The 18,963-nt window shown below is 59.5% G+C and carries 15 protein-coding genes; 4 read left to right on the top strand and 11 right to left on the bottom strand.

The features are described 5' to 3' along the window. Positions 1-56 precede the first annotated feature (56 nt). From betA to betI, 3 genes are read right to left on the bottom strand one after another with little or no spacing between them, the layout of a single operon-like run. Complete coding sequence (gene betA / locus C5687_RS07990; RefSeq protein ID WP_104556714.1) at positions 57-1,721, bottom strand: choline dehydrogenase; 1,665 nt, start codon at positions 1,719-1,721, stop codon at positions 57-59. Positions 1,722-1,734: 13 nt separating this feature from the next. Further along, positions 1,735-3,207 carry a betaine-aldehyde dehydrogenase gene (gene betB / locus C5687_RS07985; RefSeq protein ID WP_025759675.1) on the bottom strand — a complete coding sequence of 491 codons (1,473 nt, stop codon included), beginning with the start codon at positions 3,205-3,207 and terminating at the stop codon, positions 1,735-1,737. 13 nt (positions 3,208-3,220) lie between these two features. Beyond that, a complete protein-coding gene (betI, locus tag C5687_RS07980) occupies positions 3,221-3,808 on the bottom strand; it encodes a transcriptional regulator BetI (protein ID WP_059386207.1) in 588 nt (195 codons plus the stop codon). 128 nt (positions 3,809-3,936) lie between these two features. Here betI and betT point away from each other — a divergent pair, with 128 nt between their 5' ends. Then, complete coding sequence (gene betT / locus C5687_RS07970) at positions 3,937-5,970, top strand: choline BCCT transporter BetT (RefSeq protein WP_025759672.1); 2,034 nt, start codon at positions 3,937-3,939, stop codon at positions 5,968-5,970. Between the two features lie 153 nt (positions 5,971-6,123). Here the strand turns inward: betT and C5687_RS07965 are convergent, their stop codons facing one another. From C5687_RS07965 to C5687_RS07945, 5 genes are all read right to left on the bottom strand, one after another. Next, the gene (locus C5687_RS07965) at positions 6,124-6,633 is read right to left on the bottom strand and encodes an Hcp family type VI secretion system effector (RefSeq protein WP_059386208.1); all 510 of its coding nucleotides are present in this window, start codon (positions 6,631-6,633) and stop codon (positions 6,124-6,126) included. Then, a complete protein-coding gene (locus C5687_RS07960) occupies positions 6,633-6,989 on the bottom strand; it encodes a putative T6SS immunity periplasmic lipoprotein (RefSeq protein ID WP_047957979.1) in 357 nt (118 codons plus the stop codon). Before C5687_RS07960 ends, C5687_RS07965 begins: the two co-directional genes overlap by 1 nt. Continuing rightward, positions 6,986-7,546: a hypothetical protein gene (locus C5687_RS07955; RefSeq protein ID WP_047957980.1), complete on the bottom strand. Its 561-nt coding sequence runs from the start codon at positions 7,544-7,546 to the stop codon at positions 6,986-6,988. The genes C5687_RS07960 and C5687_RS07955 overlap by 4 nt, the downstream gene beginning before the upstream one ends. A 158-nt stretch (positions 7,547-7,704) precedes the next feature. Beyond that, positions 7,705-8,346 carry an enterobactin synthase subunit EntD gene (gene entD / locus C5687_RS07950; RefSeq protein WP_104556713.1) on the bottom strand — a complete coding sequence of 214 codons (642 nt, stop codon included), beginning with the start codon at positions 8,344-8,346 and terminating at the stop codon, positions 7,705-7,707. Positions 8,347-8,407: 61 nt separating this feature from the next. Next, positions 8,408-10,648 (bottom strand): TonB-dependent siderophore receptor, encoded by a 2,241-nt coding sequence (locus tag C5687_RS07945; protein WP_047957982.1) that lies wholly within the window; start codon positions 10,646-10,648, stop codon positions 8,408-8,410. Positions 10,649-10,792: 144 nt separating this feature from the next. Between C5687_RS07945 and fes the strand changes: the two genes are divergently transcribed. Genes fes through entF form a run of 3 tightly spaced genes read left to right on the top strand, consistent with a single transcriptional unit; the run spans position 10,793 to position 16,069 of the window. Beyond that, positions 10,793-11,992: an enterochelin esterase gene (gene fes / locus C5687_RS07940; RefSeq protein ID WP_095452351.1), complete on the top strand. Its 1,200-nt coding sequence runs from the start codon at positions 10,793-10,795 to the stop codon at positions 11,990-11,992. A 10-nt stretch (positions 11,993-12,002) separates the two neighbouring features. Next, the gene (locus C5687_RS07935; protein ID WP_104556712.1) at positions 12,003-12,215 is read left to right on the top strand and encodes an MbtH family protein; all 213 of its coding nucleotides are present in this window, start codon (positions 12,003-12,005) and stop codon (positions 12,213-12,215) included. Next, positions 12,212-16,069 carry an enterobactin non-ribosomal peptide synthetase EntF gene (entF, locus tag C5687_RS07930; protein ID WP_104556711.1) on the top strand — a complete coding sequence of 1,286 codons (3,858 nt, stop codon included), beginning with the start codon at positions 12,212-12,214 and terminating at the stop codon, positions 16,067-16,069. The genes C5687_RS07935 and entF overlap by 4 nt, the downstream gene beginning before the upstream one ends. An 82-nt stretch (positions 16,070-16,151) precedes the next feature. Here entF and fepC read toward each other — a convergent pair whose 3' ends face one another. The 3 genes from fepC to fepD are packed head-to-tail and all read right to left on the bottom strand — an operon-like array spanning position 16,152 to position 18,936. Then, a complete protein-coding gene (fepC, locus tag C5687_RS07925) occupies positions 16,152-16,946 on the bottom strand; it encodes an iron-enterobactin ABC transporter ATP-binding protein (protein WP_104556710.1) in 795 nt (264 codons plus the stop codon). Further along, positions 16,943-17,935 carry an iron-enterobactin ABC transporter permease gene (fepG, locus tag C5687_RS07920; protein ID WP_104556709.1) on the bottom strand — a complete coding sequence of 331 codons (993 nt, stop codon included), beginning with the start codon at positions 17,933-17,935 and terminating at the stop codon, positions 16,943-16,945. Before fepG ends, fepC begins: the two co-directional genes overlap by 4 nt. Next, complete coding sequence (fepD, locus tag C5687_RS07915; protein ID WP_104556708.1) at positions 17,932-18,936, bottom strand: Fe(3+)-siderophore ABC transporter permease; 1,005 nt, start codon at positions 18,934-18,936, stop codon at positions 17,932-17,934. The genes fepG and fepD overlap by 4 nt, the downstream gene beginning before the upstream one ends. Between the last annotated feature and the right edge of the window lie 27 nt (positions 18,937-18,963).

Here is an 18,963-nt window from a genome sequence, read left to right as displayed (position 1 = left end):
CTACTGGGGATCCCTCACCCCTGTGGGAGAGGGCCGGGGTGAGGGCATCAGGCAACTCAACGGCGAACCGGTGCCCCGTTCGCCACATAATATGCCGCCGTACTCTTCGCCAGTGGCTCGCGCCCGCGAATGGCGTCGGCAATTTTCTCGCCAATCATGATGGTCGTGGCGTTCAGGTTGCCGGTAATGATTTGCGGCATAATCGACGCATCCACCACCCGTAACCCTTCCAGCCCGTGAACGCGGCCTTCGCCGTCGACCACCGCCATCTCGTCATAGCCCATTTTGCAGCTCCCGCACGGGTGGAAGGCGGTTTCGGCGTGGTTACGCACGAACTCGTCCAGCTGCTCGTCGGTCTGGCATTCGATACCCGGGCTGATTTCGCGGCCGCGGTATTTGTCCAGCGCCGGCTGGTGCATGATCTCACGGGTGATGCGGATCGCATCGCGGAACTCCTGCCAGTCCTGCTCGTGGGACATATAGTTGAACAGGATCGCCGGATGCTGGTGCGGATCGCGCGATTTAATACGCACGTGCCCACGGCTTGGCGAACGCATGGAGCCCACGTGGCACTGGAAGCCGTGCTCTTTTACCGCGTTTGAACCGTTGTAGTTAATGGCTACCGGCAGGAAGTGGTACTGAATGTTCGGCCATTCAAACTCCTCGCGGCTGCGGATAAACCCGCCCGCCTCGAAGTGGTTGCTCGCCCCCACGCCGGTGCCGCCAAACAGCCACTCGGCGCCAATCTTCGGCTGGTTCCACCACTGCAGGGCAGGGTACAGGGAGACCGGCTCTTTGCATTCGTACTGGAGGTACATCTCCAGGTGATCCTGCAGGTTTTCGCCCACGCCGGGCAGGTCGTGGACCAGCGGAATATCGAACTGCTTCAGCAGGTCCGCGTTGCCCACGCCGGAGCGCTGAAGGATCTGCGGCGAAGCAATCGCGCCTGCACACAGCAGCACCTCTTTTTTCGCCGTCGCTCTGGACGGAATAGTGCTTTCGCCCTCCAGCCACTCGACGCCTGACGCACGTTTGCCGTCAAACAGAATGCGATCGGTCATGGCGTGGGTGCGGATGGTCAGGTTCGGACGCTGTTTGGCCTGATCGAGATAGCCGCGCGCGGTGCTGGCGCGTCGGCCCTGCGGCGTGACCGTGCGGTCCATCGGGCCGAAGCCTTCCTGCTGGTAGCCGTTGAGGTCGTCGGTGCGCGGATAGCCCGCCTGTACGCCCGCTTCCACCATCGCTTCAAACAGCGGGTTCACGCCCGACTTAGAGGTGGTGACGCTCACCGGGCCGTCGCCGCCGTGGTAGTCGTTCGGGCCCACGTCGCGGGTTTCTGCCTTGCGGTAGTAGGGCAGGCAGTTGAGATAGCTCCAGTGTTCCAGACCTGGCTCTTTGGCCCAGTTGTCCAGATCCATCGCGTTACCGCGGATGTAGCACATGCCGTTGATCAGCGACGAGCCGCCCAGCCCTTTGCCGCGTCCGCACTCCATGCGGCGGTTGTTCATGTACGGCTCAGGTTCGGTTTCGTACGCCCAGTTGTAGCGCTTGCCCTGCAGCGGAAACGCCAGCGCGGCGGGCATCTGGGTGCGGAAGTCAAAGCGGTAATCCGGGCCGCCCGCCTCAAGCAGCAGGACGGTGGTAGCCGGATCTTCAGTCAGTCGTGTCGCCAGAACGTTGCCGGCAGAGCCAGCTCCGATAATGATGTAGTCAAATTGCAAAAAAACCTCCCGGTTAAAATATGGACTGGAATTTACCCATCTCAACCTGGATGGACTTCACCTGGGTGTAGCTTTGCAGCGTCATCACCCCATTCTCGCGGCCAATGCCGGAGTGTTTGTAGCCGCCAACCGGCATCTCCGCCGGGGATTCCCCCCAGGTGTTGATCCAGCAGATGCCCGCTTCGAGCTGATGAATGGCGCCGTGGGCGCGGTTCAGGTCGGCCGTGACGATACCCGCCGCCAGACCGTAGTCGGTGTCGTTGGCGCGGCGGATCGCTTCTTCCTCGGACGCGTAGGTGAGGATGGACATCACCGGGCCGAAGATCTCCTCGCGCACGATGGTCATCTCGTCGGTGCAGTCAGTGAACACGGTCGGGGCTACCCACGCGCCGTTATCAAAACCTTCGCCCTTCAGCACGTCGCCGCCACACAGCACGCGCGCGCCTTCTGCTTTGCCTTTGGCGATGTAGCGCAGCACATTGTCACGGTGCGGGAAGCTGACCAGCGGGCCAAAGTTGGTGCGTTCATCGAACAGATCGCCCGCGCGGATGCGGCCCACGCGCTCAACGATTTTCTGCTCAAACGCCGCCTTAACCTTTGCGGGGACGAACACGCGGGTGCCGTTGGTGCACACCTGGCCGGAGCTGAAAAAGTTCGCCATCATGGCGATGTCGGCCGCGAGATCGAGATCCGCATCGTCGAAAATAATCAGCGGAGATTTGCCACCCAGCTCCATCGTCACCTCTTTCAGGGACGAGCCCGCCGCGTTGGCCATCACTTTTTTGCCGCTGGCGACGCCGCCGGTAAAGGAGACTTTAGCGATACCCGGATGTTCAGTGAGGTACTGGCCGGTCTCCGCACCCACGCCCGGCAGGACGTTAAACACGCCGTCCGGCAGACCCGCTTCGGTATAGATTTCGGCAAGTTTCAGGGCGGTGAGCGGGGTCACTTCGCTTGGCTTGAAGATCATCGCGTTACCTGCTGCCAGCGCCGGGGCGGATTTCCACAGGGCGATCTGGATCGGGTAGTTCCACGCGCCGATGCCCGCCACTACGCCCAGCGGTTCGCGGCGGGTATAGACGAACGACGTCTCGCGCAGGGGGATCTGGCTGCCTTCCAGCGCCGGGATCAGCCCCGCGTAATACTCCAGCACGTCCGCGCCGGTGACGATGTCCACGGTTGAGGTTTCGGAATACGCTTTACCGGTGTCGAGGGTTTCCAGCTTTGCCAGCTCGTCGTTACGCTCGCGCAGGATGTCGACGGCGCGACGCAGAATGCGCGAACGCTCCATCGCAGTCATTGCCGCCCAGATCTTTTGCCCGCGCTTTGCGCTTTCCACGGCGCGGTCCACATCCTCGCGCCCGGCGGCCTGCACGCTTGCCAGGACTTCACCGTTGGCCGGGTTAATGGTCTCGAAGGTGCGACCGCTGGTGGCGGATGTATAACCACCATTGATATAAAGCTGCTGTTCTGCCATTCGGGACATAAATTCTCCTCGGTTATTCGGTCGGTAAATGCTGGCTGATGAAGTGGCTGGTGAGCGACTGGGCCAGATTTTTATCCAGCGGTTTACCGCTCAGGGCGGCACGCAGCCACAGGCCGTCAATCAGTGCCGCCAGCCCGTAGCCCGCTTCCTGGGCCTGTTCGCGCGGCAGTTCGCGGCGGAACTCGTACACCAGGTTTGAGAGCAGACGGCGGCTGCTCACCTGCTGCAGGCGGTAGAGCATCGGCTGGTGCATGCTGCTCGCCCAGAAGGCCAGCCAGGCCTTCATCGCCGCGCTGCTGACCTGGGTTTCATCAAAGTTACCGCCGACAATCGCCTGCAGGCGCTGCTCCGCGCTGCCGTCCGGCAGGGCGTGCAGGCGGCTTAATACCGCGTCGCGCAGCTGGCCGGTGATGTCGCGCATGGTCGCTTCCAGTAGACCGTTTTTGTCTTTGAAGTAGTGACTGATGATCCCCGTGGAAACGCCTGCGCGACGGGCGATCTGCGCGATCGTCGCGTCATGCATTCCCACTTCATTTATTGCTTCCAGCGTGGCGTTGATCAGTTGCCTGCGCCGGATCGGCTGCATCCCCACTTTGGGCATTATTGCCACTCCATTCATCAGCGTTGGTTAACCATTAAAGCGGTTTTTGATTGGACGTTCAATATAAAATGTGTCTTAATTGTTGCGGATTTGGATTTTAATAGTTACAAAAACAGTGGGGATACTGGATGACAGATCTTTCGCAAAACAGAGAAAAGGACAAAATCAATCCGGTTGTTTTTTATACTTCCGCAGGACTGATTTTGTTGTTTTCCCTGACGACGATCTTCTTTAGCAACTTCTCTGCCGAGTGGATTGGACGCACCCTGAACTGGGTGTCGAAGACCTTCGGCTGGTACTACTTACTGGCGGCGACGCTCTATATCGTCTTTGTGGTCTGCGTGGCCTGCTCGCGTTTCGGCTCCGTGAAGCTTGGACCCGAGCACTCAAAACCCGAGTTCAGCCTGCTGAGCTGGGCGGCGATGCTGTTTGCCGCAGGTATCGGCATCGATCTGATGTTCTTCTCCGTGGCCGAACCGGTCACGCAGTATATGCAGCCGCCGGAAGGGGCGGGGCAGACGATGGAGGCCGCGCGCCAGGCGATGGTCTGGACCCTGTTCCACTACGGCCTGACCGGCTGGTCGATGTACGCCCTGATGGGGATGGCGCTGGGATACTTTAGCTACCGTTATAATTTGCCTCTGACCATCCGCTCCGCGCTGTACCCGATATTCGGGAAAAAAATAAACGGCCCGATTGGCCACAGCGTGGATATTGCAGCGGTGATCGGCACCATCTTCGGGATCGCCACCACGCTGGGGATTGGCGTGGTGCAGCTCAACTATGGGCTGAGCGTGCTGTTTGATATTCCGGATTCGATGGCGGCGAAAGCGGCGCTGATTGCGCTCTCGGTGATTATCGCCACCATTTCGGTGACCTCCGGCGTGGATAAGGGCATCCGCGTGCTCTCCGAGCTGAACGTCGCGCTGGCGCTGGGTCTGATCCTGTTCGTGTTGTTTATGGGCGATACCTCGTTCCTGCTCAATGCCTTAGTGCTGAACGTGGGCGACTACGTGAACCGCTTTATGGGCATGACGCTGAACAGCTTCGCCTTTGATCGTCCGGTGGAGTGGATGAACAACTGGACGCTCTTCTTCTGGGCGTGGTGGGTGGCGTGGTCGCCGTTCGTTGGCCTGTTCCTGGCGCGTATTTCACGTGGCCGCACCATCCGTCAGTTTGTGATGGGCACGCTGATTATCCCGTTCACCTTTACACTGCTGTGGCTGTCGGTGTTTGGTAACAGCGCGCTGCATGAGATTATCCACGGCAACGCGACCTTTGCGCAGGAAGCGATGGCGCACCCGGAGCGCGGCTTCTACAGCCTGCTGGCGCAGTATCCAGCGTTTACCTTTAGCGCGTCCGTGGCGACCATTACCGGCCTGCTGTTCTACGTCACCTCGGCGGATTCCGGCGCGCTGGTGCTGGGCAACTTCACCTCGAAGCTTAAGGACATCAACAGCGACGCGCCAAACTGGCTGCGCATCTTCTGGTCCGTCGCCATCGGCCTGCTGACGCTCGGCATGCTGATGACCAACGGCATTTCCGCCCTGCAGAACACCACGGTGATCATGGGGCTGCCGTTCAGCTTCGTCATCTTCTTCGTGATGGCCGGGTTGTATAAATCGCTCAAAGTGGAAGATTACCGCCGCGTCAGCGCCAGCCGCGACACCGCGCCACGTCCGATGGGGGCGCAGGACAGGCTGAGCTGGAAGAAACGTCTGTCGCGTCTGATGAACTACCCGGGCACGCGCTACACACGCCAGATGATGGAGACGGTCTGTTTCCCGGCGATGGAGGAGGTGGCGCAGGAGCTGAAACTGCGTGGTGCTTATGTGGAGCTGAAAAACCTGCCGCCGGAAGAGGGGGAAAACCTGGGGCATCTGGATCTGCTGGTGCATATGGGCGACGAGCAGAACTTTGTCTACCAGATCTGGCCGCAGCAGTACTCGGTGCCCGGGTTTACCTACCGGGCGCGCAGCGGGAAATCGACCTACTACCGGCTGGAGACCTTCCTGCTGGAAGGGAGTCAGGGAAATGATTTGATGGATTACAGCAAGGAGCAGGTGATTACGGACATTCTGGACCAGTATGAACGGCACCTGAACTTTATCCATCTGCACAGGGAAGCGCCGGGGAATAGCGTGATGTTTCCGGATGTTTGAGGCTTGATCTGAAGAACGTACAAAGGCATCGTCGCATCCCTCATGCCGGGTAGCGGCGATGCCTTACCCGGCCTACAAAACCGGTTTACCGTAGGCCTGATAAGCGAAGCGCCATCAGGCGTTAAATGTGCTATGGGACTGAAGGGCAATATTTTATTTATATTCACCATTCTGTTTTTCTTTCTGCGCAGGTTTCATCCATGCATCATCATATCTGATATTTCCTTTCACATAGTTCCATTGAATGCCCCGAAATCGCAGGCCTACTACTTCATGCATGTTAGGCGCAGAACTACCTGGATAGTATACATGTGTAAAATCTAAAGATGAGATTACCACGCTATCAAGCGTGATGGTGTAGATCTCTCTTTCTGCTCCCGCTTCAATAATTTCATAATATTTAATAATAGCTTTCTGCAGGCGTCTTCCTTCGCAAGCGACAATGGCAAGGTAAGGACTGACCTTATCTAATTGCTTATGCAGCGTAACCGGGCCATGCTGTCGTGTTCCGGTCATATTTCCGGTATGGCTATCGACGGCTTGTTTTACACCATAGCTGCTGTTCATGATTTCGATAGCACCTTCTCGACCTGGCATCATACATTCGCCCTGAACGAGCATTCCGTTCTCGTCGTAGAGAAATAGGTAAGCGGGTAGTGACATTATAATCCTCCCAGATTAGTTAGTTGCCCGTCGTTATCGATAAAAAACTCATGTTCATAATCTTCACCATTCAGGCCATAGTTAATTACGTAGGTGTATCCATATTTCCAATTGATATTTATGCAATTGTCAGGGTAGTTAAGATTCAATTGTTGTCTTCCGGAACCCGTCACGATAGTTATATCGTTACCTTCACTAGAATAAATTGTATAGTAATTAAGTTTATCTTTTTTATTTACGCTAAAACAAAGATAATCCCCATTAATGTACGTGGCTCTGGGATGTGGTGCACGTTTGCCTCCTGGACAGCCCGTCAGTAAAATGCATAAACTAAGCAAGGTAATTATTTTTTTCATCCAGGAAAACCTCTCAAAATCGCTTGGTATTTCTGAAGAAGATAATAAATTGTCTCATTTTGGTTAAAATCACGATATTCAAACAAATGCTCATTGTTTTTTAATCCATGGTATTTCAATAACCAATAGTCACTTACTATTGATGCCTGTTGCTCTAAACCATAATGCAATAAATCTGCTTTATCTAAGCTGTATGAATAGTCAGCAATGCCAGAAAATAGTCCCCTGGTTCTGACTAACATTCCTTTTTGTGTCTGCCAGACGTGCATCATTTCATGCATGAATCGATGCTTTTTTCGGAGGCTTTTCTCTAACGAAAAATCCGGTGAATACGTTTCCTCTCTGTACCACATCTCACCATTGGGACTCATCGCTATATCGACAGGCTGGAGATTAAAAGGAAGATAACTTTCCCTGTGCACCCACACCAGATGATAATGGATACTGTAACCATAAAGCGTCTTCGCGAGGGCTATCTCACCGATGGTGAGTTGTCGGATACCGCCTGGGTTAATCGGGGTTCCTGAGGTGGGAATAATGCGTTCATTTACCGGCATCATAAATCCATTTTAATAATGTGGTTATTGGGGTTTTATCCTACTCCTGCCGAAATGGAAAAGAAGATTGATATATTCCTAAAAAGTGTTTTTTGCATTGCGAGAAATAAAAGGAGTGAAAGAGTGGCTGAATAAAGATTTTCGATGCCTGACGCGCGTTACAGCAAAGTGATGACTTGATTACCATCAAGTAACCAGTGAAGTGTAAATAGCGTGTTTTCTTTAAAATCCGCCTGTGGGCGGGTCAACGCCAGCGTAAGTGTTCTTTCATCGAGTCGCGTAATACGAGCACAGTCAAAATCCATAAAATTCTTCACCTGCGGAAAGAGCGCCTTAAACAGACTCTCTTTGGCGCTAAACGTCAGCGTCAGCGCCAGCGCGAAAGGGTAGCCCGAACGCGTCAGGCACATCGCTTCCTGCGCATCAATAATACCGTCCTGGATTTCCCGGGCTTCACTGTCTGGAAGTATGGCTTCGCAATCAATACCCACCCTCGCATCGGGATGATGGACGACAACCGCCATTGCCTGCGTGCCGCTGTGGGTGATGCTGCCTGAAATGCCTTCTGGCCAGAGTGGTTCGCCGCTGGGGCCGATGCCGGGAACGGTATGTTCAGGTAAAGCATGCGCGGCGGCGATGCGACCGGCCAGATGCTCTGCTTTGCGTTTGCGTCCGGCGTTTGCAAGTTCAGCGTGATGGGGGAGCCAGAGGAGATCGGCTTCGGTGAAGGTCGTGGGATCGAAGGTGATGTGGTGGACGGTGTGGTTGGCGAGAATGAGCGTGCGGTGGGTGGTGTGCATGGTTTTCCCCTCACCCTGACCCTCTCCCCTGAGGGGAGAGGGAAGGATTGACTTCAGTGCCTTAAAAACGCGTATTCACGCTCATATACCAGGTGCGACCCGGCTCATTATACGTATACGCCCCTGCACCGTACATATACGCGCCGGTGGTGGCGTTACCCGTGGTCTGGGCATTACCCGCACGCCACTGGCGCTTGTCGAAGACGTTATCCACGCCGCCGGTCAGGCTGACGTTTTTGGTCATGTCCCAGGTCGCGCTCAGGCCAACGATGCTGTACGGGCTGACTTCGTCTTTTTCAGAACCGGTCACCGGCTGACCTTTGTAGTTGTACTTCTTCGGCTGCTGCTTGCCGTACCAGGTGAAAGTTGACTGGAGCGACACGTCCTGATGGACCTGCCAGCTCAGGGTCGAGTTCAGCGTGTACTCCGGGATAATCGACAGACGATCGCCGGTCTCCTTGTTCTTGCTCTGCAGCATGTAAGTGATGTTATTGGTCCAGTTAATGGTGTCGCTGACCGGCACGTTCAGGGATCCTTCCAGCCCTTCAACCACCGCTTTCGGCACGTTTTCCCACTGGTAGATATCGGTCTGCACTTTACCGGAGGAGGTGTGACCAATCGGCGCGTAGCCCGCTTCAATCTTGTCGCGGTAGTCGTTGCGGAACCAGGTCACGCCCGCCAGCCAGCCGTCGCGCTTCCACTCCAGACCAATCTCTTTGTTGATGCTGGTTTCGGCCTTCAGATCCTCATTACCCATCATGTAGCAGCCCACACCATCGGAGCTGGCGTAGCAGCCCTGGCCTTTGCTGTAGAGCAGGTAGTTTGGGTTGGTCTGGTACAGGCTCGGCGCTTTGTAGGCGCGCGCGATCCCCATCTTCAGCGTGAAGTTATCCCCCAGACCTTGCGACAGGTTCAGGGACGGGCTCCAGTTGTTGCCGACGATGGTGTGATGGTCGAAGCGCAGCGCCGGGGTCAGCATGGTGCTGTCGGTTAGCTCCATATTGTTCTCGGCGAACAGGGAGAAAATCTCTGCCGAGGTGTACGGACTGCGATCGTTACTCATCCCCGGGATAGTGCCGCCCTGCAGGGTTTGCGTGAAGGAGGTGGAGTCCTTCATGCGCTGCTGGTTCCATTCGGTGCCCAGCGTCAGGTTCTGGTTAACGAGGAAATCAATCGGCAGGTTGATCTCGCTGTGCAACATCACGTCGGCCAGGTCAGTGTCGGTGAATTTATTGCTGTTGAACAGGCCTTCCAGACCTCCCGCCAGCCCTTCGCCCAGGCGGGAGTTGCGGGTGTGCTCGTACTGCGCCCAGTTGCTGGTGGTTATGCCGTTATCCCAGCCGCCGTTCCAGGTAACGGCGAAGTTCTGGCGATAGATACGGTTGGTCTCTTTGCCGTAATTCTTTTTCACCAGCGCGTTGTCGTTGTTGGTGTTCTGAGTATCACCCGCGTAGAGGTTGTTCTGACGGCTGTAACCTGCTTCAAACTCCAGGGACTGCATCGGCGCGAAGTCCCAGCGGACCACTCCGTTAATGTCTTTGTTCTCCACACCTTCCCGGCCAGCCGGCAGGGTATTGGCGTAGGCGCCGGTACGCTCAGACTGGTGACCCTGGTTGATGTCCCACGCGTCGGCTTGCGTTTTGTCCAGGTTACCAAACATGCGGAAGCTGAAATCGCCGCCAAGCGGGCCGCTCAGGCTGAAGTTGGTGCGTTTGGTGGAACCTTCGTCCTTGTGTTCTGGCGCATTCAGGTAGGTGTTCCAGGAGCCATGCCACTGGTCGTCGAACTTTTTGGTGATGATGTTCACCACGCCGCCTGCCGCACCGTTGCCGTAGCGCGCGGCTGCCGGTCCGCGGATCACTTCGATGCGCTCAATCATCTCTGGCGGTACCCAGCCGGTATCGCCGCGGGTATCACGCTCGCCGCGCCAGCCCAGACGGATAGAGTTACGGCTGGTCACCGGCTTGCCATCGATCAGGATCAGGGTGTTTTCCGGCCCCATGCCGCGAATATCAATCTGACGGTTATTCCCGCGCTGGCCGCTGGTGGAGTTCCCGGTCAGGTTCACGCCCGGCATGGTACGGATGATTTCCGCCACGTCGCGCGCGGGCGGGTTTTTACGGATCTCATCGGCGGTGATGGTTGATACCCCCGGTGCCTGCAGGTTCTGCTCGGCGGCGGTAATGACCATGGTGTCTTCGTGCTGCGCGGAGGCGTTGTTATCGTCTGCCAGCGCGGGCAGCGCGGCGCCGTAAATCCCTAAATTGACCAGCAAGGCCAGAGAGTGAATCTTCTTATTCATTGTACGTCCTGCTTTTATGGTTGTTTTATGAGCGCTTCCCACAGCGCGGCCACTACGCTATTGCAAATGCAAATAGTTATCAATAATATTATCAATAAAATTTGCTCTGAAACAAAAAAGACTGTTAAACATGAGGTTATAAGGGTGACGGCGTTAACAACGGGCAGTGAAGCGTGGTGGCAGTCGAAAAACGGGCCTGAATGGACACGGGAAAAAGGGAAATATCGCGTCACGTTCTGGTGGCGTGACCCGGCAGGAACGCAAAGAACGTCACCGATCAAACGCGTCTGGCTCTACGTCACCGGCGTGACCGATCACCACCAGAATGCCCGCCCGCAATCCCTCGAACGCATTCCTGATACCGACGTCTGGCAGTGGCAGGGCGAGTTCACCCCCGCGTGGCGCGGGAGCTACTGTTTTATCCCCTCTGTGAATGAAAACGATTTTGCCGACGCCGTGTTCGCAGGCCAGAAACCGGACCGCATGGCGCTGCGTGAAGGCTGGCGAAAACTGCTGCCGCACGCGGTGTCTGACCCGCTAAATCCGCAGAGCTGGCGCGGCGGGCGCGGCCATGCCGTCTCGGCGCTGGAGATGCCGGAAGCACCGGTTCAGCCGGGCTGGCAACATTCCGATACCCCTCACAACGCGCCGGTCTGCATTGAATGGGAAAGCGCGCGCCTGAAAAACCGCCGCCGAGTATGGATTTTTACCACCGGGGACGATAACCCTGAACGCCCGCTGGCCGTGCTGCTCGACGGTCAGTTCTGGGCCGAAAGCATGCCCGTCTGGCCTGCGCTGGCGTCGCTTACTGCCGGGCGCAAGCTGCCGCCTGCCGTCTACGTGTTGATCGATGCGATCGACATGGCGCATCGCAACAGCGAACTGCCCTGTAACCCCGATTTCTGGCTGGCGGTGCAGGAAGAACTTCTCCCGCTTGTCAAAAAACGCGCGCCGTTCAGCGACCGCGCCGACCGTACGGTGGTGGCGGGCCAAAGCTTTGGCGGACTCTCTTCCCTGTATGCGGGCCTCAACTGGCCGCAGCGTTTTGGCTGCGTGCTCAGCCAGTCCGGCTCCTACTGGTGGCCGCATCGCGGCGGGCAGCAGGAGGGACGCCTTATCGAACAACTCAGAGCGGGGGAGATAACCGCGCGTGGGCTGCGTATTGTCCTGGAGGCCGGGCGCAACGAGCCGCTCATTTTCAATGCGAATCAGGCTATTTACGCCGAACTGCATGCGCAACAGCAGGTTTACTGGCGTCAGGTTGACGGCGGGCACGACGCGCTTTGCTGGCGCGGGGGGCTGACGCAGGGGCTGATCACCCTCTGGCAGCCGCTTATTCAATAACGGAGTCTGTATGGAATTCAGCAATCCTTTCGATAATCCGCAGGGACAGTTTGCCATTTTGCAAAACGACCACGGGCAGTACAGCCTGTGGCCGCAGCAGTGCGAACTGCCGGCAGGGTGGCGTGTGGTGTGCGAGGCACAGTCCCAGGAAGCGTGCCAGCAGTGGCTGGCGGAACACTGGCAAACGCTGGAACCGTCTCATTTTGCAAAGGGGAACGCATGAACCGTCTTCCTCTCGTCGCCGCCCAGCCGGGTATCTGGATGGCGGAACAGCTGTCCACGTTGCCAAACGCCTGGAGCGTGGCGCATTACACCGAGCTGAAAGGGGATATCGACGCGCCGCTGATGGCAAAAGCCATTGCGGCAGGCATGATGCAGGCCGATACCCTGCGCACGCGCTTTACGCAAGAGAACGGTGAGGTATGGCAGTGGGTAGATGAAACCTTCATTCTGCCGGAACCGCCCATCGTGCGCGTCGACTCGCATGACGCTGCTATGGCGCTGATGGAGGCCGATCTCAACCAGAACCTGCGCGTTGACAGCGGCCAGCCGCTGGCATTTCACCAGCTGATTCAGGTGGGGGAGCAGAGCTGGTACTGGTATCAGCGTTATCACCATCTGGTGGTGGATGGCTTCAGTTTCCCGGCCATTGCCCGCCAGATTGCCGCAATTTATTCCGCATGGCAAAAGGGCGAACCCACGCCTGAGTCTCCGTTCACGCCGTTTGCGGAGGTGGTGGAAGAGTACCAGCGCTATCGCGACAGTGAAGCCTGGCGGCGCGATGGTGCCTTCTGGGCCGAACAGCGCAAGCAGCTGCCTTCGCCGGTCTCGCTCTCTTCTGCGCCGCTGCCGGGTCGTGCCGCGACAACGGATATCCTGCGCCTGAAAATCGTAACTGACGGTCGCGCCTTTAGCCGGCTTGTACAGGCGGCAGGGCAGGTGCAGCGCGCCGAACTGGCGCTTGCGCTGGTGACGCTGTGGCTAGGGCGCCTCACCGGACGGCTGGACTACGCCGCCGGGTTTATCTTTATGCGCAGGATGGGATCGGCCGCGCTGACCGCGACCGGGCCAGTGCTCAACGTCCTGCCGCTGGCGGTGAATATCAATCCGCAGGAAAGCCTGCCGGACCTGGCGCTGCGCCTGGCAAACCAGCTAAAAAAAATGCGCCGCCACCAGCGCTACGACGCCGAGCAGATCGTGCGCGATAGCGGGAAGGCGGCGGGCGACGAGCCCCTGTTTGGCCCCGTGTTGAACGTGAAGGTGTTCGACTACCGGCTGGAACTCGACGGTGTGGAGGCCATCACCCACACGCTGGCGACCGGCCCGGTGAATGACCTTGAGCTGGCGCTGTTCCCGGATGAACAGGGGGGACTCAGTATTGAAATCCTCGCCAGTAAGCTGCGTTATGATGAAGCGACGCTTACCCGTCATGTTGCCCGTCTGAACGCGATGCTCATGCAGTTTGCCGCCAACCCGGACCTGCGCTGTGGCGAGGTGGAGACCGTTTCGGAACAGGAGTATGCGCAGCTTGCGCGCATCAACGATACCGGGCTGGCGCTGCCGTCCACTACGCTCGCCGATCTGGTGGCGGAGCAGGCAAGCAACACGCCTGACGCCCCCGCGCTGGCGGATGCGCACATCGAGCTTACCTATCGCCAGATGCGTGAGCAGGTGGTGGCTCTGGCAAACCTGCTACGTGAGCGCGGCGTGAAGCCGGGCGACAGCGTGGCGGTGGCGCTGCCGCGCTCGGTGTTCCTGACGCTGGCCTTACACGGCATTGTCGAAGCGGGTGTCGCGTGGCTGCCGCTGGACACCGGCTACCCGGACGACCGCCTGCGGATGATGCTGGAGGACGCGAAGCCGTCCCTGCTCATTACCACCGACGAGCAGCGTTCGCGCTTTAGCGATCTGCCGATTCCCTCCTTTAGTTACAACACACTATTACCGACCGCGGGGGCTGAGCCGCTGCGCCTGGCGAAGCCGGAGCAGACGGCGTACATCATCTTTACCTCCGGTTCGACGGGGCGTCCGAAAGGGGTGATGGTCGGGCATACTGCTATCGTTAACCGTCTGAAGTGGATGCAGGATCACTACCCGCTGAACGCGAGCGACGTAGTGGCGCAGAAAACGCCGTGCAGCTTTGACGTGTCTGTATGGGAGTTCTGGTGGCCCTTTATCGCCGGGGCGAAGCTGGTGATGGCCGGGCCGGATGCGCACCGCGATCCGCAGGCGATGCAGAGCTTCTTCGCGCACTACGGCGTAACCACTACCCATTTTGTGCCGTCGATGCTGGCGGCGTTTGTCGCCTCGCTGACCGCGGAAAACGTCGGGTGCTGCAACACGCTTAAGCAGGTGTTCTGCAGCGGCGAAGCGCTGCCGACGGCGCTGTGCCGTGAGTGGGAAGCGTTGACCCATGTGCCGCTGCATAACCTCTATGGTCCAACCGAAGCGGCGGTGGACGTCAGCTGGTATCCGGCGTTTGGCCCGGAACTGGCGGCCGTTGAAGGCAACAGCGTGCCGATCGGTTTCCCGGTGTGGAACACGAGGCTGCGCATTCTGGATGCGATGATGCGCCCGGTACCGTTTGGCGTGGCGGGGGATCTGTATCTCACCGGTATCCAGCTGGCGCAGGGGTACCTTGGTCGTCCGGACCTGACCGCCAGCCGCTTTATCGCCGATCCGTTCGCGCCCGGCGAGCGGATGTACCGCACCGGCGACGTGGCCCGCTGGCTGGACAACGGCGCGGTGGAGTATCTGGGCCGCAGCGACGATCAGCTGAAAATTCGCGGCCAGCGCATCGAGCTCGGTGAAATCGACCGGGCGCTGCTGTCGCTGCCGGACGTGGCCCAGGCCGTGGCGCACGCCTGCGTGTTCAATCAGGCGGCGGCGACGGGCGGCGATGCGCGCCAGCTGGTGGGGTATGTGGTTTCTGAATCGGGTCTGCCGCTGGATCGCGACGTGCTGCTGGCATCGCTCAAAGCACAGCTGCCGCCGCATATGGTGCCGGTGGTGCTGCTGCAAATCAGCGCGCTGCCGTTAAGCGCCAACGGCAAGCTCGACCGTAAGGTGCTGCCGCTGCCGGAACTGACCGGTAAAACATCCGGTCGCGCGCCGGAAAGCGCAACCGAAATCGGCGTCGCGCAGGCGTTTGCCGCGCTGCTGGGCTGCGAGGTCAACGATACCGAAGCCGACTTCTTTGCCCTTGGCGGCCACTCGCTGCTGGCGATGCGCCTCGCGGCACAGCTGAGCCGCACGTTTGCCCGCAAGGTCACGCCGGGGCAGATTATGGTCGCCTCCACGGTCAGCAAGCTCAGCGCGCTGCTGGACTCGTCGATGAGCGACGCGCAGGCGCAGCGTCTGGGGTATGAAACGCTTCTGCCGCTGCGTGAGGGCGACGGCCCGACGCTGTTCTGCTTCCATCCGGCATCCGGCTTCGCCTGGCAGTTTAGCGTGCTGGCTCGCTACCTCAGCCCGCGCTGGTCAATCGTCGGCATTCAGTCGCCGCGTCCGGACGGGCCGATGCAGCAGTGTGCGGATCTGGATGGTGTGATTGAGCGCCACCTGTCTACGTTACGTAAGCAGCAGCCGCAGGGGCCGTATTACCTGTTCGGTTATTCCCTCGGCGGCACGCTGGCGCAGGGCATTGCCGCGCGTCTGCACGCACAGGGGGAAGCCGTCGCGTTCCTCGGCCTGCTGGATACCTGGCCGCCGGAAACCCAGAACTGGGCAGAGAAAGAGGCGAACGGCCTCGACCCGGCAGTGCTGGCGGAAATCGAGCGCGAGCGACAGGCGTTTATCGCCGCTCAGCAGGGACAGGGCTCCAGCGAGCTGTTTAGCGCCATTGAGGGCAACTACGCTGACGCGGTGCGCTTGCTCACCACGGCACACAGTGCGCGCTTCGAGGGTAAAGCGACGCTGTTTGTGGCCGAGCGCACGCGCACGCAGGATCCGCAGGTTGCGTGGGCGCCATGGGTGGGTGAACTGGAGGTGTACAGCCAGGATTGCGCCCACGTGGATATCATTTCACCGCAGGCGTTTGAGAAGATTGGGTCGGTGTTGAGGGAGATTTTGGGGTAGTGAAACTGCCCGGTGGCGCTGCGCTTACCGGGCCTACGGGAGCTGAGTGTAGGCCGGGTAAGGCGTAGACGCCACCCGGCAATTACCGCCGACCTAACGGCACCACCAGCGGCGTCCCCGCCACTGGATCGTCAATAATCATGCAGCGCATGCCGTAGATCCGCGCGATCAGCTCTGGCGTCACAATCTCCTTCGGCGCGCCCTGCGCCACAATCTCGCCGTCGCGCAGCGCAATCAGATGCGTGGCGTAGCGGCACGCCTGGTTCAAATCATGCAGCACTGCCGCCAGGGTGTACCCCTGCGTGCGGTTCAGCTCACTCAGCAGCTCCAGCAGGTCAATCTGATGGCTGATATCCAGCCAGGTCGTCGGTTCGTCCAGCAGCATGATGGCGGTCTCCTGCGCCAGCACCATCGCGATCCACGCCCGCTGGCGCTGCCCGCCGGAGAGGGTGTCCACGCTTTGCAGCGCGAGATCGGTAATCCCGGTCGCCCGCATTGCGCGGTTGACCGCCTCCTCATCCTCTTTACGCCAGCGGGTAAACAGCGGCTGGTGCGGGTAGCGCCCGCGCGAAACCAGCTCCAGCACCGTGATGTCTCCCGGCGTGGTGGCGTTTTGCGCCAGCAATCCGATGCGCCTGGCCACCTCTTTGCTGGTGAAGCGCTGGATCTGCTCGCCGTCGAGGAACACGCTGCCCTCAACCGGCGTCATCAGGCGGCTTAGCGTGCGCAGCAGTGTCGATTTACCGCAGCCGTTCGGGCCGATGATTGCCGTAAAATGGCCGTCCGGGATCGCGACGGTTAAATCACGGGCAATGATTTTTTTGCCGTAGCCGAGGGTGAGGTTTTCGCCGCGCAGGCGGGAGGTGGTATCGGTCATTTCTTGCGTGACTCCTGAACGAGCAAGACGATGAGGTAAATCCCGCCGAGGCTGACGGTCACGACGCCCACCGGCAGTTGATAAGGCATAAACAGCTGCCGGGCGCAGAGATCCGCGGCCAGCAGCAGCACCGCACCGCAAAGCGCCGCCTGGGTCAGACCCCAGCGCGCGGTGCCGCTAAGACGACGGGCGATATGCGGTGCCACCAGGGCGATAAATGAGATTGGCCCGGCGATGGCCGTAGCGGCTGCGGTCAGCAAGACCGCCACCAGCATCAGCATCAGGCGCGAGCGCTCAACGCCGACACCCAGCGCGCAGGCGCTGTCGTCGCCCATCTCCAGCAGCCGCATGCGCCGCACCAGCAGCAGCGCGGCAATAAACATCAGCACAATCAATGGCGCGGCGGGCCAGGTTTTGCCCCAGGTCAGGCCGTTGAGCGAGCCGGCGTACCACAGCCCGGCGGAGAGCGCGGTTTCCAGTGAGGCCTGCAGCAGCAGCCAGGTATTAAACGCCATCAACATGGCGCGCACGCCGATACCGATGATGATCAGGCGGAAGGTGTCGATACCGTTGCGCCAGGCAAGCGCCCAGATAAGCAGAGACGTGAGAATGCCGCCCGCCATCGCCGTAAAGGTGATGGCCGTCAGGTGCTGACCAAACAGCACCATCGCCACCAGCACGCCGCTCCAGGCGCCGGTATTGAGGCCCATCACGTCCGGGCTGCCGAGCGGGTTGCGCATCAGCGACTGGAATATCGCACCGCTGACGCCGAGCGCCGCGCCCACCAGAATCGCCATCGCCACGCGCGGCAGTCGCCACTCGGTGACCACCAGGGAGAGGTTGCGCGGTGCGCTGCCGAGCAGGGCGTTAAAGACCTGAGTAAAATCGAGCGTGACCGCGCCGCTGCGCAGGCTCCAGACCGCCAGCAGCAGAATGGCGATAAGCAGCAGTGCGACGCTGGTCATTAAACGACGGGACGGGACCATCATGCAGCACCTCCGCGTTTACGGCGCACGAGGAAGATCAGCACCGGCGCACCGATAAAGGCGCTTACCACCGAGACGCGCAGCTCGCCGGGTACCAGAAGACGACCCACAACATCGGCCACCAGCAGCAGGGCGGGCGTTGCCAGCAGCGTCACCGGCAGCGACCAGCGGTGATCCGCCCCCACCAGCCAGCGCGCCATGTGCGGCATCATCAGGCCGATAAAGGCTATCGGGCCGACAACCGCCGTCGCACTGCCGCACAAAACGGTGATGACCAGTAATCCCGTCAGCTGGGTCCGCGCCACGCGGTTGCCGAGCGCGGTGGCGGTGTCGCTCCCGAGACTCAGGCTGTTCAGCGCACGGCTTAAAAACAGCGCCACGGCGGCGGCGATAACCACCGGGATCGCCACCACTTTTAAGGTGTCCAGCGTGCGGATATCCAGCGAGCCGGCCTGCCAGAAACGCAGCCGATCGTAGACGTCCGGGTTGAGCAGGGCGATGCCGCTGGATAGCCCTTCCACCACCGCGCCGAGCGCCACGCCTGCCAGCGTTAAGCGAACCGGACTCAACTGGCCGCCGCCCTGGCTGCCGGTAAACGCCACCACCAGCGAGGCGGCCAGCGCGCCGCAGAAGGCCATCACCAGTTGTTCAGATGGCGAGGTCAAACCGAGCAGCGCCGCGCCGAGCACGATGGCAAAGCTGGCTCCGGCGTTAACGCCGAGAATGCCGGGGTCTGCCAGTGGGTTACGGGTGAGGGTTTGCATCAGCGCACCGGCAAGACCGAGTGCGCCACCGGCCAGCAGCCCGGCGAGCGTACGGGGCAGGCGGGCGTCGAGCACGATAACGCAGTCGGCGCTCTGGCAGGTGCCGGTGAGTGCATCAACGATAATGGATGCAGGCAGCGGCTTCGCGCCGACCAGCAGGCTGAGTGCAATCGCCAGAATTAACAGCAGCAATAAAACGGGCACGGCAAGGGCGCGCACCGAAGAAGAGGAAAACGACATAGCAACATCCATGATTTGATAATGATA

This window comes from Enterobacter sichuanensis (assembly GCF_002939185.1).
GTDB classification, from domain to species: Bacteria; Pseudomonadota; Gammaproteobacteria; order Enterobacterales; family Enterobacteriaceae; genus Enterobacter; species Enterobacter sichuanensis.
This window is presented reverse-complemented; position numbering and strand designations above follow the sequence as displayed.